The 17,085-nt window shown below is 51.1% G+C and carries 13 protein-coding genes, 1 tRNA gene and 1 pseudogene; 14 read left to right on the forward strand and 1 reads right to left on the reverse strand.

Annotation, left to right across the window (positions count from 1 at the left end):
- The 10 genes and pseudogenes from BKD14_RS18800 to rpoC all read left to right on the forward strand — a co-directional run.
- A pseudogene (locus tag BKD14_RS18800) lies at positions 1 to 88 on the forward strand (elongation factor Tu); the annotation flags it as partial.
- A 65-nt stretch (positions 89 to 153) separates the two neighbouring features.
- Positions 154 to 229 (forward strand) — tRNA-Trp (locus BKD14_RS18805).
- Positions 230 to 572: 343 nt separating this feature from the next.
- The gene (gene secE, locus BKD14_RS18810) at positions 573 to 773 is read left to right on the forward strand and encodes a preprotein translocase subunit SecE (RefSeq protein ID WP_022709972.1); all 201 of its coding nucleotides are present in this window, start codon (positions 573 to 575) and stop codon (positions 771 to 773) included.
- A 50-nt stretch (positions 774 to 823) separates the two neighbouring features.
- Positions 824 to 1,354, forward strand: coding sequence for a transcription termination/antitermination protein NusG (gene nusG, locus BKD14_RS18815; protein ID WP_075657643.1), 531 nt, complete (start codon positions 824 to 826; stop codon positions 1,352 to 1,354).
- A 175-nt stretch (positions 1,355 to 1,529) separates the two neighbouring features.
- Positions 1,530 to 1,958, forward strand: a complete 429-nt coding sequence (rplK, locus tag BKD14_RS18820; RefSeq protein ID WP_022709970.1) for a 50S ribosomal protein L11 — start codon at positions 1,530 to 1,532, stop codon at positions 1,956 to 1,958.
- A 4-nt stretch (positions 1,959 to 1,962) separates the two neighbouring features.
- Positions 1,963 to 2,661 carry a 50S ribosomal protein L1 gene (rplA, locus tag BKD14_RS18825; protein WP_075657644.1) on the forward strand — a complete coding sequence of 233 codons (699 nt, stop codon included), beginning with the start codon at positions 1,963 to 1,965 and terminating at the stop codon, positions 2,659 to 2,661.
- Between the two features lie 374 nt (positions 2,662 to 3,035).
- The gene (rplJ, locus tag BKD14_RS18830) at positions 3,036 to 3,554 is read left to right on the forward strand and encodes a 50S ribosomal protein L10 (protein WP_022709968.1); all 519 of its coding nucleotides are present in this window, start codon (positions 3,036 to 3,038) and stop codon (positions 3,552 to 3,554) included.
- A gap of 51 nt (positions 3,555 to 3,605) precedes the next feature.
- Positions 3,606 to 3,977 (forward strand): 50S ribosomal protein L7/L12, encoded by a 372-nt coding sequence (gene rplL / locus BKD14_RS18835; RefSeq protein WP_075657645.1) that lies wholly within the window; start codon positions 3,606 to 3,608, stop codon positions 3,975 to 3,977.
- Positions 3,978 to 4,275: 298 nt separating this feature from the next.
- Positions 4,276 to 8,412 (forward strand): DNA-directed RNA polymerase subunit beta, encoded by a 4,137-nt coding sequence (rpoB, locus tag BKD14_RS18840; RefSeq protein ID WP_075657646.1) that lies wholly within the window; start codon positions 4,276 to 4,278, stop codon positions 8,410 to 8,412.
- Positions 8,413 to 8,657: 245 nt separating this feature from the next.
- On the forward strand, positions 8,658 to 12,860 hold the full coding sequence (gene rpoC / locus BKD14_RS18845) for a DNA-directed RNA polymerase subunit beta' (protein WP_075657647.1): 4,203 nt from the start codon (positions 8,658 to 8,660) through the stop codon (positions 12,858 to 12,860).
- 126 nt (positions 12,861 to 12,986) lie between these two features.
- Here rpoC and BKD14_RS18850 read toward each other — a convergent pair whose 3' ends face one another.
- Complete coding sequence (locus BKD14_RS18850) at positions 12,987 to 13,295, reverse strand: hypothetical protein (RefSeq protein ID WP_022709964.1); 309 nt, start codon at positions 13,293 to 13,295, stop codon at positions 12,987 to 12,989.
- Between the two features lie 502 nt (positions 13,296 to 13,797).
- Between BKD14_RS18850 and rpsL the strand changes: the two genes are divergently transcribed.
- From rpsL to BKD14_RS18870, 4 genes are all read left to right on the forward strand, one after another.
- Positions 13,798 to 14,169 carry a 30S ribosomal protein S12 gene (gene rpsL, locus BKD14_RS18855; protein WP_022709963.1) on the forward strand — a complete coding sequence of 124 codons (372 nt, stop codon included), beginning with the start codon at positions 13,798 to 13,800 and terminating at the stop codon, positions 14,167 to 14,169.
- 69 nt (positions 14,170 to 14,238) lie between these two features.
- Positions 14,239 to 14,709 carry a 30S ribosomal protein S7 gene (gene rpsG, locus BKD14_RS18860; protein WP_022709962.1) on the forward strand — a complete coding sequence of 157 codons (471 nt, stop codon included), beginning with the start codon at positions 14,239 to 14,241 and terminating at the stop codon, positions 14,707 to 14,709.
- A gap of 30 nt (positions 14,710 to 14,739) precedes the next feature.
- The gene (gene fusA, locus BKD14_RS18865; RefSeq protein WP_022709961.1) at positions 14,740 to 16,824 is read left to right on the forward strand and encodes an elongation factor G; all 2,085 of its coding nucleotides are present in this window, start codon (positions 14,740 to 14,742) and stop codon (positions 16,822 to 16,824) included.
- 64 nt (positions 16,825 to 16,888) lie between these two features.
- The coding region (locus tag BKD14_RS18870; RefSeq protein WP_075656340.1) for a GTP-binding protein at positions 16,889 to 17,085 on the forward strand (197 nt) is incomplete at its 3' end.

Consider the following 17,085-nt stretch of genomic DNA (forward strand, 5'->3'; position numbering starts at 1 on the left):
AATCGCTATGGAAGAAAAACTCCGTTTCGCGATCCGTGAAGGTGGCCGCACCGTTGGTGCAGGTATCGTCGCTTCGATCATCGAATAATAGATTTCACAAGGCTGGTACGCCAGCCTTGTCCGCCGGTCTGATAGATTAGGGCGGAAGAGTTTAGGGGTATAGCTCAGTTGGTAGAGCGACGGTCTCCAAAACCGTAGGTCGCGGGTTCGAGCCCTGCTGCCCCTGCCATTTCAGAAAAGCGGTGCTGTATTGATTTACAGTGCCGCTTTTTTGTGCTTAATAGGTGCCGAGCTGGTCTTGTGTGTCAGCGCAGTCGTTTTATAAATAATATTAACCCGCCGCAGGGCAGGGGCGCCATGCACTTTCCGTGCATGATATGCGGGAATTTATTATATCTTAGCATATGGGCTTGTTTTTTTATGGAATCGGCTCTATGTAGGGCAATACGTAAACGGTGCGTGGGATTGAGTTTTCGTCCGACGTGCCGTAATCTTGTGAGTTCTTTCTGATTAATACATTCTTAACGGCTTGTTTTGATTGGGATTAATTTTTTTCAAGCGCAGAGTGGCAAATGGCGTCCAAAACAAATCCGATTACGTTTTTCCGTCAGGTTCGTGCTGAGACGGCTAAAGTAACGTGGCCAACCCGGCGTGAAACTGTTATTTCAACCGTCATGGTTGTTATTATGGCTTTTCTGGCGGCGCTGTTTTTCTTTTTTGCGGATCAGTTGATGGCTTATGGCGTTGAATTGCTTCTGAGTCTCGGTCGTTAATATAGGCTTGGTTGGCATTTGGCTGGTGTGAGCTATACGGGAGAAGCATAATGACTGCGCGTTGGTATATCGTACACGCATATTCGAATTTCGAAAAAAAGGTTGCTGAAGCAATCGAGGAAAAGGCGAAGCAAAAAGGTCTGTTTCATCTTTTTGAAAAAATTCTGGTACCTACAGAAAAGATCGTGGAAGTGCGCCGCGGCCGTAAGGTTGACGCAGAGCGCAAATTCTTTCCGGGCTATGTTCTGGTTCGTGCCAATCTGACAGATGATGTCTATCATCTGATTAAGAATACCCCGCGCGTAACCGGCTTCCTCGGTACAGAGTCGAAGCCTGTTCCGATCAGTGACCGTGAAGTTCAGCAGATTCTTTCTCAGGTGGAAGAAGGTGTTGAGCGTCCACGTGCTTCTGTATCGTTTGAAGTGGGTGAATCTGTTCGTGTTTCGGACGGTCCTTTCGCTTCCTTCATAAGTATCGTGCAGGAAGTTGATGATGATCGTTCGCGTCTGAAGGTTGAAGTGTCGATCTTTGGTCGCGCAACACCTGTTGATCTCGATTTTGGTCAGGTTGAAAAACTCTGATCATTTCAGCCTAAGGGCTGAATTGTCACCAAGGTGACAAATTGGGTGGAAGGGGCGCAGGCTTAGCCGCTCTGTTAACCGGACCACCCGCTGCAACGCTGCATATGCAGTGGTGATAGAGTGCCGTAAAGGCATTTAACATTGCCCTGAGGGGCAAGAAAAAAGGCAGATAGTAATGGCTAAAAAAGTTGCAGGCCAGCTGAAGCTACAGGTAGCTGCTGGCGCCGCAAATCCATCGCCGCCAATCGGTCCGGCTCTGGGTCAGCGCGGTATTAACATCATGGAATTCTGTAAGGCATTTAACGCTGCCACGCAGGAAATGGAAAAAGGTTCGCCTGTTCCGGTCGTGATTACCTATTATCAGGATAAGTCCTTCACATTCGTGATGAAGACTCCTCCTGTAACCTACTTCCTCAAGAAGGCTGCTAATCTGAAGTCCGGTTCGAAAGAGCCTGGCAAGATTTCTGCCGGCACGGTTTCCCGTGACAAAGTGCGCGAAATTGCTGAAGCCAAAATGAAAGACCTGAATGCGTCTGACGTTGAAGCTGCAATGCGCATGGTTGAAGGTTCTGCCCGTTCGATGGGTCTGAAGGTGGAAGGCTGATACGATGGCGAAAATTTCAAAGCGTGTCGCTAAAATCCGTGAAGGCGTAGAGCCTATGAAACTTTACGACCTGAGCACTGCTCTTGGTCTCGTAAAGGAACGTGCTGTTGCGAAATTCGACGAAACTATCGAAGTTTCGATGAATCTCGGTGTGGATCCACGTCATGCTGACCAGATGGTTCGCGGCGTTGTTAATCTGCCAAACGGTACAGGCCGTACTGTTCGCGTTGCTGTATTTGCCCGTGGTGACAAAGCTGAAGAAGCTAAGAAAGCCGGTGCGGATATCGTTGGTGCGGAAGACCTGTTCGAAACCATCAATGCCGGCAATATCGATTTCGATCGCTGCATTGCTACCCCTGACATGATGCCACTCGTTGGCCGTCTGGGTAAGGTTCTCGGCCCGCGCGGCATGATGCCAAACCCTAAAGTCGGTACTGTGACTGTTGATGTTGCCGGTGCTGTTAAGGCTTCCAAGGGCGGCGCAGTTGAATTCCGCGTTGAAAAAGCCGGTATCATTCATGCAGGTATTGGTAAGGCTTCTTTCGAAGTTAAGGCTCTGGAAGAAAACATCCGCGCTTTCGCAGATGCAGTTCTGAAAGCCAAGCCAGCCGGTGCAAAAGGTGAATACCTGAAGCGCGTTGCGGTTTCTTCGACCATGGGCGTTGGCGTCAAGGTTGAACCTTCGAGCGTTAAAATCGCCTGATTTGCTTTTACGGAATAAATCTGTAAAAGCCTGATTCAAATGTTGCCCGAGTAATTGCGACATTCGAATTGAAACAAGTTTCCGGGGCCTCTGGGCCCGGATCACCGGAAGTAAAATTCCGGTATCCTGTCCGAGATTGCAGGTGGTTCGCCTTAATTTTATGAGCCTGCATGAGACGTGGAATGACCTTATTTTTTGCAGCTTTGCTGTGTTTTAAGGTTTGAACCGTAGTTGCCTTGACCGGATCTGCTCTCGGGCGGTGAAGGGGAAGGGGACAGGAACCTCGTAAGTTGGATAGCACTTCTTACACGCTATCCGGCAAAGGCAACCCGGTAAGAATACTCCTGTGTATTCTTATCAACTGGAGAGAGACAGTGGAAAAAGCGGAAAAGCGCGAATTTGTCACTTGGCTGAACGGCACTTTCAAAGAGTCCGGTTCGGTCGTCGTGGCCCACTATAGCGGTCTCACAGTTGCACAGATGAGCGATCTTCGCGAAAAAGTCCGTGCAGCAGGCGGCGCCGTTAAAGTCGCGAAGAACCGTCTTGCCAAAATCGCTCTTCAGGGCACGGAGTCCGAAGGCATTGCAAATCTGTTCACCGGACAGACTGTAATTGCTTATGCAATCGATCCGATTGCAGCTCCGAAAGTAGCGGTAGAATTTGCTAAGACCAATGACAAGCTTGTCATTCTTGGTGGTTCTATGGGTGCGACTACTCTCGATGCAGAAGGCGTGAAAGCTCTTGCTTCCCTGCCGTCGCTCGACGAACTGCGCGCCAAGCTGGTTGGTATGGTTCAGACACCAGCCACCCGTCTCGCTGTGCTCACAAGCGCGCCAGCAGGTCAAATTGCTCGCGTTATCGGCGCACATGCCCGGAAGAACGAGGCGGCGTAAGGCCGTTCTCGCTGTTATAACAGTTCAAACCTTAATCAAAGGAATATACAAATGGCTGATCTCGCAAAGATCGTTGAAGACCTGTCCGCACTGACCGTTCTGGAAGCTGCAGAACTGTCCAAGCTTCTTGAAGAAAAGTGGGGCGTATCTGCTGCTGCTCCTGTAGCAGTTGCTGCTGCTGCCGGTGCTGCTGCACCAGCCGCTGAAGAAAAGACCGAATTTGACGTTATCCTCGCTGATGGCGGCGCAAACAAGATCAACGTGATCAAAGAAGTTCGCGCGATCACCGGTCTGGGCCTGAAAGAAGCTAAGGACCTCGTAGAAGGTGCTCCTAAGGCTGTTAAAGAAGGCGCGTCGAAAGACGAAGCTGAAAAAATCAAAGCTCAGCTCGAAGCAGCTGGCGCTAAGGTTGAACTCAAGTAATTTGAGTGATCCGGCGGGCTTAACGGCCCGCCGTTTTCCGCTTATGAGCGGACGTTTTTTGTAAGCGCCTGATTTTAGGTGACAAACAAAAATGGATAGCATAATGAACTGTATATGTCTTTCATGATACGTGGCAGATTTTATAGTTCAAACGGTTACAAACCCTTTTCCTGACAGAAGAGCAGCTGTCAGGAAACGGGTTTTGACCCGTTCATAGGACCGTCGTAAGACGGCAAGCAACAGGCCCTGGTATTCCCACGGGCTCAGAACGCCGTAAGGCACAGAACGAGGAGCGACGATGGCTCAGACCCACTCTTTTAACGGTCGTAAGCGCGTACGCAAATTTTTCGGCAAGATTCCAGAAGTCGCCCAGATGCCGAACCTCATTGAGGTTCAGAAGGCATCCTATGACCAGTTCCTTATGGTCGATGAACCTAAGGGTGGACGTCCTGACGAAGGTTTGCAGGCTGTTTTTAAGTCGGTGTTTCCGATCTCGGATTTTTCCGGGGCCTCTATGCTCGAATTCGTCAAATACGAATTCGACGCGCCAAAGTTCGATGTGGATGAGTGCCGCCAGCGTGATCTGACCTATTCAGCACCGCTGAAAGTGACACTGCGTCTTATCGTTTTTGATATTGACGAAGATACAGGCGCAAAGTCCATTAAAGACATCAAGGAACAGGATGTCTATATGGGCGATATGCCGCTCATGACCGACAATGGTACCTTTATCGTCAATGGTACGGAGCGTGTTATCGTTTCGCAGATGCACCGTTCGCCTGGTGTGTTCTTTGACCATGATAAAGGCAAAACCCATTCTTCGGGCAAGCTCTTGTTCGCTGCGCGCGTGATCCCGTATCGCGGTTCCTGGCTCGATATCGAATTCGATGCCAAGGATATCGTATACGCACGTATCGACCGTCGCCGTAAGATCCCTACCACATCGCTATTGATGGCGTTGGGTATGGACGGTGAAGAAATTCTTTCGACCTTCTATAATGCTGTCCCTTATACACGTGACGGCGAAAACTGGCGTATTCCGTATTCGGCTGACCGCTTCAAAGGTATGAAAATCATCGGCGATATGCTCGATGCAGATACCGGTGAAGTTGTTGCTGAAAGCGGCCGTAAGCTGACTGCGCGCGCTGCCAAGCAGATCGCGGAGAAGGGCGTTAAGGCGATCCGTGCGACGGATGATGATCTGCTCGGTTCCTATCTGGCAGAGGATATCGTCAACTATGCAACCGGTGAGATTTATCTCGAAGCCGGTGATGAAATTGACGAAAAGACTCTGAAAATTCTGCTCGAAACCGGTGGCAACGAGATCAATATTCTTGATATCGACCATGTGAATGTGGGTGCTTACATCCGCAACACGCTGGCTGCTGACAAGAACCAGTCCCGTCAGGATGCGCTGTTCGACATCTATCGCGTGATGCGTCCGGGTGAGCCTCCGACAATGGATTCCGCAGAAGCGATGTTTGAATCGCTGCTGTTTGATTCAGAGCGTTACGATCTGTCGGCTGTTGGTCGTGTTAAGATGAATATGCGTCTTGACCTCGATGCCGCGGACACTGTTCGCGTTCTGCGCAAAGACGACATTCTGGCTGTTATCAAGACGCTCGTTGAGCTGCGTGACGGCAAGGGCGAAATCGACGATATCGACAATCTCGGCAACCGTCGTGTGCGTTCCGTTGGCGAGCTGATGGAAAATCAGTACCGCGTCGGTCTGCTGCGTATGGAACGTGCGATCAAGGAACGTATGTCCTCGATCGAAATCGATACAGTCATGCCGCAGGATCTGATTAATGCGAAGCCGGCTGCTGCCGCTGTTCGCGAATTCTTCGGTTCCTCGCAGCTGTCGCAGTTTATGGATCAGACCAACCCGCTGTCTGAAATCACTCATAAACGTCGTCTGTCGGCTCTCGGACCTGGCGGTCTGACCCGTGAACGCGCAGGCTTTGAAGTCCGCGACGTTCATCCGACCCATTACGGCCGTATCTGCCCGATTGAAACACCGGAAGGTCCGAATATCGGCCTGATCAACTCGCTCGCAACTTTTGCGCGCGTCAACAAATATGGTTTCATTGAAAGTCCTTACCGTAAAATTATCGACGGCAAGATCACCAATGAAGTCGTTTATCTTTCCGCTATGGAAGAAGCCAAGCACTATGTTGCTCAGGCCAATGCTGAAGTGGGCGAAAACGGTGAATTCGTTGAAGAATTCGTAATTTCGCGTCATGCCGGTGAAGTTCTGATGGCGCCGCGTGAAAACGTGGATCTGATGGACGTTTCGCCGAAGCAGCTGGTTTCTGTTGCTGCCGCGCTTATTCCGTTCCTGGAAAACGACGACGCCAACCGCGCTCTGATGGGCTCGAACATGCAGCGTCAGGCCGTGCCTCTGGTACGTGCGGAAGCGCCGTTTGTCGGTACCGGTATGGAGCCGATTGTTGCCCGTGACTCCGGTGCTGCTATCGGTGCACGCCGCGGCGGTATTGTTGATCAGGTGGATGCGACACGTATCGTTATCCGTGCAACTGAAGACCTCGATCCTTCGAAGTCCGGCGTTGACATTTACCGTCTGATGAAGTTCCAGCGCTCCAACCAGAGCACCTGCATCAATCAGCGTCCGCTTGTGCGCGTTGGTGACCGTGTAGGGAAGGGCGACATCATTGCTGACGGTCCGTCGACCGATCTGGGTGATCTGGCGCTTGGCCGTAACGTGCTCGTCGCGTTCATGCCTTGGAACGGCTACAACTACGAAGACTCCATCCTGCTTTCTGAAAAGATTGTTTCGGATGACGTGTTCACTTCGATCCATATCGAAGAATTCGAAGTTGCTGCCCGTGATACCAAGCTTGGACCTGAGGAAATCACACGCGATATTCCGAACGTATCGGAAGAAGCACTGAAGAACCTCGACGAAGCCGGTATTGTCTACATCGGTGCGGAAGTTCATCCTGGCGATATTCTCGTCGGTAAGATCACACCAAAGGGTGAAAGCCCGATGACGCCGGAAGAAAAGCTTCTGCGCGCTATCTTTGGTGAAAAGGCTTCTGACGTCCGTGACACCTCAATGCGTATGCCTCCGGGAACATACGGTACTGTTGTGGAAGTTCGTGTTTTCAACCGCCACGGCGTTGAAAAAGATGAACGTGCAATGGCGATTGAGCGTGAAGAAATCGAACGTCTGGCAAAAGACCGCGACGACGAACAGTCTATCCTTGACCGTAACACCTATGGTCGTCTGGCAGATATGCTGGAAGGTAAGATTACTGCTGCGGGTCCTAAGGGCTTCAAGAAGGGCGTTGCGGTTAACCGCGATATCCTGACTGAATATCCGCGTTCCCAGTGGTGGCAGTTTGCCGTTGAAGACGAAAAGAGCCAGAGCGAACTCGAAGCTCTGCGCAACCAGTATGACGCATCCAAGAAGCTGCTTGAAACACGCTTCATGGATAAGGTCGAAAAGGTTCAGCGCGGCGACGAAATGGCTCCGGGCGTCATGAAGATGGTTAAGGTCTTTGTTGCTGTTAAGCGCAAGATCCAGCCAGGCGACAAGATGGCCGGCCGTCACGGTAACAAGGGTGTGGTTTCCCGCATTCTGCCAGTAGAAGATATGCCGTTCCTTGAAGATGGTACCCATGCGGACATCGTGCTTAACCCTCTGGGTGTGCCGTCGCGTATGAACGTGGGCCAGATTCTTGAAACACATCTGGGCTGGGCATGTGCCGGTATGGGTAAGAAGATCGGGGAACTGATCGAGGTCTATAAAGAGACCGCAAATATCCAGCCGCTACGTGACACTCTGGAACATATCTATCCGGACAATGACCGTAACGAACCGGTTCGCTCTTATGATGACGACAGTGTCCTCATGCTTGCAGATCAGGTGAAGCGCGGCGTGTCGATTGCAACACCGGTCTTTGACGGTGCTGTAGAAGCAGACATCAATGCGATGCTTGCAGATGCAGGTCTGGCAACTTCCGGTCAGTCGACGCTCTATGACGGCCGTACAGGCGAACCTTTTGATCGTCAGGTGACAATGGGCTATATTTATATGCTCAAACTGCACCACCTGGTTGATGATAAGATCCACGCCCGTTCGATCGGACCTTACTCGCTCGTCACACAGCAGCCGCTGGGTGGTAAGGCGCAGTTCGGTGGTCAGCGCTTCGGTGAAATGGAAGTCTGGGCGCTTGAAGCCTATGGTGCAGCTTACACGCTGCAGGAAATGCTCACCATCAAGTCTGATGACGTGGCAGGCCGTACCAAGGTTTATGAAGCGATTGTTCGTGGTGACGATACATTCGAAGCGGGTATTCCGGAGAGCTTCAACGTTCTCGTGAAGGAAATGCGTTCGCTTGGTCTGAATGTCGAACTCGACGATACACGCGACCTGGTAGCGCCGACAGAGCTGCCTGACGCAGCAGAGTAAAAACAAAGGCGTGACGCGGTTTTCCGCGCCACGCCATTATTGCCATTATTCGGCAGTATGTTTTGAAAGAATGACGGTTTCAGGCGCTGTGTCTGGCCGTTGCGCAGATTAGGGCAATTGCCCGTCAGAGAGTATCAGGGCGCTAAAGCCTGTGCCGGATACTGCTCTGCATATAGATTCAAACGCATGATGCTGTCGCGAAGTAGGCCAACTTTTGTGAAGCATGATGCCCTAAGGAGAACGGCATGAACCAAGAGGTCATGAATCTTTTCAATCCTCAGGCTCCGGTGCAGACATTCGATTCCATCCGGATTTCGATTGCCAGCCCTGAGAAGATTCTGTCCTGGTCATACGGCGAGATCAAAAAGCCAGAAACGATCAACTACCGTACGTTCAAACCTGAACGCGATGGTCTGTTCTGTGCCCGTATCTTCGGCCCGATCAAGGACTATGAGTGCCTGTGCGGTAAGTACAAGCGCATGAAATACAAGGGCATTATCTGTGAGAAGTGCGGCGTTGAAGTAACGCTGTCACGCGTGCGTCGTGAGCGCATGGGCCATATCGAACTGGCTGCTCCTGTTGCCCATATCTGGTTCCTGAAGTCGCTTCCTTCGCGTATCGGCACATTGCTTGATATGACGCTGAAGGATATCGAACGCGTTCTGTATTTCGAAAACTACATCGTAACAGAACCAGGCCTGACTTCCCTGAAAGAGCATCAGCTGCTTTCGGAAGAAGAATATATGATCGCTGTTGATGAATTCGGTGAAGACCAGTTCACAGCGCTGATCGGTGCGGAAGCGATCTATGATCTTCTGGCGACAATGGAACTCGAAAAGATTGCTGTGCAGCTGCGCACCGATCTGGCCGAAACCACTTCGGAACTGAAGACCAAGAAGCTGATGAAGCGTCTCAAAATCGTTGAGAACTTCATGGAATCCGGTAACCGTCCTGAGTGGATGATCATGAAGATCGTTCCGGTGATCCCGCCGGATCTGCGCCCGTTAGTGCCGTTGGATGGCGGTCGCTTTGCGACTTCCGATCTGAACGACCTATACCGTCGCGTGATCAACCGTAACAACCGTCTGAAGCGCCTGATGGAGCTTCGTGCGCCTGGCATCATTATCCGTAACGAAAAGCGTATGCTGCAGGAAGCTGTTGACGCGCTGTTCGATAACGGCCGTCGCGGTCGTACCATTACCGGTGCGAATAAGCGTCCGCTGAAGTCACTTTCGGATATGCTGAAAGGTAAGCAGGGTCGTTTCCGTCAGAACCTTCTCGGTAAGCGCGTCGACTATTCCGGTCGTTCGGTTATCGTGACCGGTCCTGAGCTGAAACTGCACCAGTGCGGTCTGCCGAAGAAAATGGCTCTGGAACTGTTCAAGCCGTTTATCTATGCACGTCTTGACGCCAAGGGCTTCTCTTCGACTGTTAAACAGGCGAAGAAGCTGGTTGAAAAAGAACGTCCGGAAGTTTGGGATATCCTTGATGAGGTTATCCGCGAGCATCCGGTTCTGCTTAACCGCGCGCCGACGCTGCACCGTCTTGGTATTCAGGCTTTCGAACCAACGCTGATCGAAGGTAAGGCAATCCAGCTGCATCCGCTTGTTTGTACTGCGTTTAACGCGGACTTCGACGGTGACCAGATGGCTGTTCACGTGCCGCTGTCGCTTGAAGCGCAGCTTGAAGCACGCGTTCTGATGATGTCGACCAACAACATTCTGCATCCGGCAAACGGTCTTCCGATCATCGTGCCGTCGCAGGATATGGTTCTCGGTCTCTATTACCTGTCGATCGTTGCTGAAAACGAACCTGGTCAGGGCATGGTCTTCGCCGATATGGGTGAATTGCAGCATGCGCTGGAAACCAAGACCGTTACACTGCACACCAAGATCAAAGGCCGTTTCAAATCTGTTGATGCGGAAGGCAAGCCTGTATCGAAACTCTTTGACACAACACCGGGTCGTCTGATCCTCGGTGAATTGTTGCCGAAGAACGCCAATGTTCCTTTCGATATCTGCAATCAGGAAATGACCAAGAAGAACATCTCCAAGATGATCGATCTGGTTTACCGTCATTGCGGTCAGAAAGAGACAGTGATTTTCTGTGACCGCGTGATGCAGCTCGGCTTTGCCCATGCCTGCCGTGCCGGTATTTCCTTCGGTAAGGATGACATGGTCATTCCTGATGCCAAGGCGAAAATCGTTGCCGATACAGAAGCTTTGGCCAAGGAATATGAACAGCAGTACAATGACGGTCTGATCACTCAAGGCGAAAAGTACAACAAGGTTGTTGATGCCTGGGGTAAAGCGACTGACAAGATCGCCGACGAAATGATGGCCCGCATTAAGGCTGTTGAATTCGATCCGGAAACCGGTCGTCAGAAGCAGATGAACTCCATCTATATGATGTCGCACTCCGGTGCCCGTGGTTCGCCTTCGCAGATGCGTCAGCTCGGCGGTATGCGCGGTCTGATGGCCAAGCCTTCGGGCGAGATTATCGAAACACCGATTATCTCGAACTTTAAAGAAGGTCTGACCGTGAACGAGTACTTCAACTCGACACACGGTGCGCGTAAGGGTCTTGCCGATACGGCTCTGAAAACCGCTAACTCCGGTTATCTGACACGCCGTCTCGTTGACGTTGCGCAGGATGCGATCATTTCTGAACCGGATTGCGGTGCAACCGTTGGTCTGACAATGAACCCGATCGTTGATGCGGGTCAGATCGTGGCTTCGCTCGGCATGCGTATTCTGGGCCGTGTTGCTCTGGACGACATCAATCATCCGGCTACGGGTGAGCTGATTGTTGCTTCCGGTGACATGATCGAAGAACGTCATGTGGAAGTGATCGAAAAAGCCGGTATCCAGACCGTTCGTATCCGTTCGGCTCTGACCTGTCTCACCCGCTCCGGCGTGTGCGGCAAGTGCTATGGTCGTGACCTTGCACGCGGTACTCCGGTGAACAAAGGTGAAGCTGTCGGTGTTATCGCTGCGCAGTCGATCGGTGAGCCTGGTACCCAGCTGACCATGCGTACGTTCCACCTTGGTGGTACAGCGCAGGTTGTGGACAGCTCCTATCTGGAAGCTTCCTATGAAGGTACTGTTGCACTGCGTAACCGCAATGTGGTTCGCAATTCCGACGGTCATCTGGTGGTTATGGGTCGTAACATGGCCGTTCTCATCATGGATGCATCCGGCAAGGAACGTGCAAGCCATCGTGTAACTTACGGTTCGCGCCTGTTCGTCGATGACGGTGATGCAGTGAAACGCGGTCAGCGTCTGGCCGAGTGGGATCCGTATACCCGTCCGATCATCACCGAAGTTGAAGGTGTGATTGAGTTCGAAGATATGGTTGACGGTCTGTCGGTTGCTGAAAACACCGATGAATCCACCGGTATCACCAAGCGCGTTGTTATTGACTGGCGTTCGACCCCGCGCGGTTCGGATCTGAAGCCTGCTCTCGTTGTTAAAGACAAGAACGGCAAAGTTGCGAAACTGTCGAAGGGTGGTGAAGCCCGCTTCCAGCTCTCCGTTGAGACCATTCTCTCGGTTGAGCCAGGTGCAACGGTTCGCGTCGGTGACGTGATTGCCCGTCTGCCTATGGAAAGCGCGAAGACCAAGGATATTACCGGTGGTCTGCCACGCGTGGCTGAACTGTTCGAAGCTCGTCGTCCGAAGGATCATGCGATCATCGCTGAAGTTGATGGTACAATCCGTTTCGGCCGCGATTACAAGAACAAGCGCCGCATCATTATTGAACCGAATGACCATAATCTGGAGCCGGTTGAATATCTGATCCCTAAAGGCAAGCCTTTCCATCTTCAGGATGGCGATGCGATCGAAAAGGGTGACTATATTCTCGACGGTAATCCTGCACCGCATGACATTCTGGCGATCAAGGGCGTGGAAGCACTTGCTTCTTACCTCGTGAACGAAATTCAGGAAGTCTACCGTCTGCAGGGTGTGACGATCAACGATAAGCATATCGAAGTGATCGTTCGTCAGATGCTGCAGAAGGTTGAGATCACGGAATCCGGTGACAGCACCTATATTCCGGGCGATCATGTTGACCGTATTGAACTTGACGAAATTAATGATCGTCTGGTTGAAGACGGCAAGAAACCTGCTGAAGGTCTGCCGGTTCTGCTCGGTATTACGAAGGCATCGTTGCAGACACCTTCCTTCATCTCGGCTGCTTCCTTCCAGGAAACAACCCGCGTTCTGACCGAAGCCGCAGTTGCCGGTAAGATGGATACGCTGCAGGGTCTGAAGGAAAACGTGATTGTGGGTCGTCTGATCCCTGCCGGTACCGGCGGTATGATGAGCCAGATCCGCCGTATTGCGACAGCCCGCGATGATCTGATTATCGACGAGCGCCGCAAAACTTCCGGTGCGGATGCTGCAAATGCAATGCTGGTCGATATGACCAATAATGCAGCGGAATAATCCGACCTTATAAGAAATGAAAAAGGCCACCTTCGGGTGGCCTTTTTTGTATGCGAGCAGGAGAAACTGTTCATAAAAAAAGCGCCGCATGAAGCGACGCTTTTTTATCGTTAAGGTGAGGGACGATTATTCTTCGTCTTCATCATCTTCATGGGAACCGTCAAACTCGATCATCGCAACCTGACCGGAGAGGGCGGTATTGTAACCGCTCAGATATGGCTCTTCTTCCGGCTGCTCGGTCAATGTACCGATTTCTGTAATTTCGGCTTCAGCAAAACCTTCATTGGCAAGGATTTCCAAAGTTGCCTGAATGACATCTTCTTCCGGTTCCGATTTCAACAGGATGTGGACATTGACGGGATCGCTCTCGCCGTCCTTCCATGCATCTGCAATAATGAGAAACACTTCATTCGAATCGGGATTTGTGTCTGACACGGGGCATTCCTTAATTTCCGGTTAAACTTGCCCTGTATCAGGGCCTGAAACGGCTGAATCAGACTGTCTGCATAAAAGATAATCATCCAAAAGGACAGTCGGATAAGGATTCTGCCGGTATTTTATGTGATTTGCATAACAAGTGATGCAATTTCAGACAAAATTACCCGCTTTTGAGGGGTGAAATTCCGATTTGTCTGTCATAAATCAGAAAACTCCGCTGCCGGTCTTGACGAAACGCGCCTTTAAGCGTATCAGCACACCATCTGAGCCGATGTGAGGCTGGCTGTTCCGGAGTGACATACTCTGGAGTTTGTCTCAAACAGGGTTCGTTTTACGATCTAAAATGCAAATTGCCGTTCGCATGAAGGTAACTTCCTCTGCTTTTGTTCGGGCATGCCAGCGCTAGCGTTGGCACAATGTCCGATTTTGTGCATATGCATAACGGTGAAACGGCCCATTTGGGCAAAAGATACGAGTTTATTTAGTAGAGGAAGGTTCAATGCCTACCGTAAACCAGCTGATCCGCAAACCTCGCCAGGCGCAGGTTAAGCGTAATAAGGTTCCTGCTCTGCAGGCAAACCCACAGAAGCGCGGCGTATGTACCCGCGTTTATACAACAACCCCGAAAAAGCCGAACTCGGCGCTGCGTAAAGTAGCAAAGATTCGTCTGACCAACGGCTTTGAAGTTATTGGTTATATTCCGGGTGAAGGTCACAACCTTCAGGAGCACTCGGTAGTTATGATCCGCGGCGGCCGCGTCAAGGATTTGCCGGGTGTGCGTTACCACATCATCCGTGGTGTGCTCGATACCCAGGGTGTTAAAAACCGTAAGCAGCGTCGTTCGCTGTATGGTGCTAAACGTCCTAAATAATAATTTTCCGGGGATACCGGCCACCTGATCCTCAGGTGAGTTGAGCCCGATGTAATTAAAGAGACAAATATGTCCCGTCGTCACAGTGCTGAAAAGCGTGAAATCAATCCGGATCCAAAGTTTGGTGATCTGGTTGTGACCAAATTCATGAATGCAATCATGCTTCATGGTAAGAAATCTGTTGCAGAGTCCATCGTTTACGGTGCTCTGGATTCTGTTGAAGCGAAAGCTAAGCAGGATGGTCTGGTGATGTTCCATCAGGCGCTCGACAATGTTGCGCCGCATGTGGAAGTGCGCTCCCGCCGTGTTGGTGGTGCGACTTATCAGGTTCCTGTTGATGTTCGCCCTGACCGTCGTCAGGCGCTGGCAATCCGCTGGCTGATCAATGCCGCTCGCAACCGCAACGAAACAACGATGATTGATCGTCTGTCCGGCGAATTGCTTGATGCTGCAAACAACCGTGGTTCGGCTGTTAAGAAGCGTGAAGATACGCACCGTATGGCTGAAGCTAACCGCGCATTCTCGCATTACCGCTGGTAATCGTCGAACTCTATTCAAAGAGCAAATATTATGGCCCGCGAATATAAAATCGAAGACTACCGTAATTTCGGTATTATGGCGCACATCGATGCCGGTAAGACGACAACGACTGAGCGTATCCTGTTCTACACAGGTAAGAACCATAAAATCGGTGAAACGCACGACGGCGCCTCCACAATGGACTGGATGGAGCAGGAGCAGGAACGTGGTATCACGATTACTTCTGCTGCGACCACCACATTCTGGGAAGGCCGTGATGGCAAGAAGCGTCGCTTCAACATCATCGATACTCCTGGTCACGTTGACTTCACGATTGAAGTTGAGCGTTCCCTGCGCGTTCTCGACGGTGCGATCGCACTTCTCGATGCTAACGCCGGTGTAGAGCCGCAGACTGAAACCGTATGGCGTCAGGCTGAAAAATACCACGTACCACGTATGGTTCTTGTCAATAAAATGGACAAGATCGGTGCGGATTTCTATCGCTGCGTAGAAATGATCAAAACCCGTCTGGGTGCAACTGCTCTCGTTATTCAGCTGCCAATCGGTGCTGAAAACGAATTTGGCGGTGTGATCGATCTCGTTGAGATGAAGGCCCTGACATGGGATGGCTCAATCGGCGCTCCGACGCAGGTTGGTGAAATTCCTGCTGACCTTCAGGCAAAAGCAGAAGAATATCGCGAAAAGCTGATCGAAACTGCTGTTGAAATCGATGAAGCTGCAATGGAAGCTTATCTGGAAGGCACTCTGCCAACCAATGATGAGCTGCGTGCGCTGATCCGTAAGGGTACAATTGCTGTTCAGTTCCATCCGGTACTTTGCAGCACCGCGTTCAAGAACAAGGGCATTCAGCCTGTTCTGGATGCAGTTGTTGATTATCTGCCAGCTCCTAACGAAGTGCCTGCGATTAAAGGTATCGACGTAAAGACTGAAACAGAAACAACCCGTGAATCTTCAGATGAAGCTCCGCTTTCTCTGCTCGCATTCAAGATCATGAACGATCCGTTCGTTGGCTCTCTGACCTTCGCACGTATTTACTCGGGTAAGCTGACCAAGGGTGTTTCTCTCGAAAACACTGTTAAGGGCAAGCGCGAACGTATCGGCCGTATGCTGCAGATGCACTCGAACTCCCGTGAAGATATCGAAGAAGCATTTGCCGGTGACATCGTTGCTCTGGCTGGCCTCAAGGAAACCACAACCGGTGACACGCTCTGCGATCCGCTGAAGCCTGTTATTCTGGAACGTATGGAATTCCCTGATCCGGTTATCGAAATCGCGATTGAACCAAAGACCAAAGCTGACCAGGAAAAGATGGGTATCGCCCTGAACCGTCTGGCTGCTGAAGATCCTTCATTCCGCGTTAAGTCGGATGAAGAATCCGGTCAGACCATTATTGCCGGTATGGGTGAACTTCACCTCGACATTCTGGTTGACCGTATGCGTCGTGAGTTCAAGGTTGAAGCTAACATTGGTCAGCCGCAGGTTGCCTATCGTGAAAGCATCACCCGTAAAGCTGAAATCGACTATACACATAAGAAACAGTCCGGTGGTTCCGGTCAGTTCGCTCGTGTTAAGATCGTATTTGAGCCGCATGAAGGCGATGACTTCATCTTCGATTCCAAGATCGTTGGTGGTGCTGTTCCTAAGGAATACATCCCGGGCGTTCAGAAGGGTATCGAAAGCGTTATGGGTGCAGGTCCTCTGGCAGGCTTCCCGATGCTCGGTGTTAAGGCGACCCTTATCGATGGTGCATACCACGATGTTGACTCGTCTGTTCTGGCCTTCGAAATTGCTGCCCGTGCAGCATTCCGTGAAGGTGCACAGAAAGCCGGCGCTCAGTTGCTCGAACCGATCATGAAGGTCGAAGTCGTGACTCCTGAGGATTACGTTGGTGACGTTATTGGCGATCTGAATTCCCGTCGTGGTCAGATTTCCGGTACTGAAGCCCGTGGTATTGCTACTGTAGTTAACGCAAATGTTCCGCTGGCCAGCATGTTTGGTTACGTGAACAACCTGCGCTCGATGTCACAGGGCCGCGCCCAGTACACCATGCAGTTCGACCATTATGAGCCGGTTCCTGCAGCAGTAGCCGCAGAAATCCAGAAGAAGTTTGCGTAAGCCTTTTGGCTTACGCTCGTTAAAATAAGAATGCCTGAGCAGGCTAAATTTATGGAGAGCTCAGATGGCAAAGAGCAAATTTGAACGTACTAAACCACACGTCAACATCGGCACCATCGGTCACGTTGACCATGGTAAGACCTCGTTGACAGCTGCAATCACCAAATTCTTTGGTGACTTCCGCGCTTACGACCAGATCGATAACGCACCGGAAGAAAAAGCCCGCGGTATCACCATTTCGACCTCGCACGTTGAATATGA

The sequence above is a fragment of the Pseudochrobactrum sp. B5 genome (genome assembly GCF_001939785.1).
Taxonomy (GTDB): Bacteria; Pseudomonadota; Alphaproteobacteria; order Rhizobiales; family Rhizobiaceae; genus Pseudochrobactrum; species Pseudochrobactrum saccharolyticum.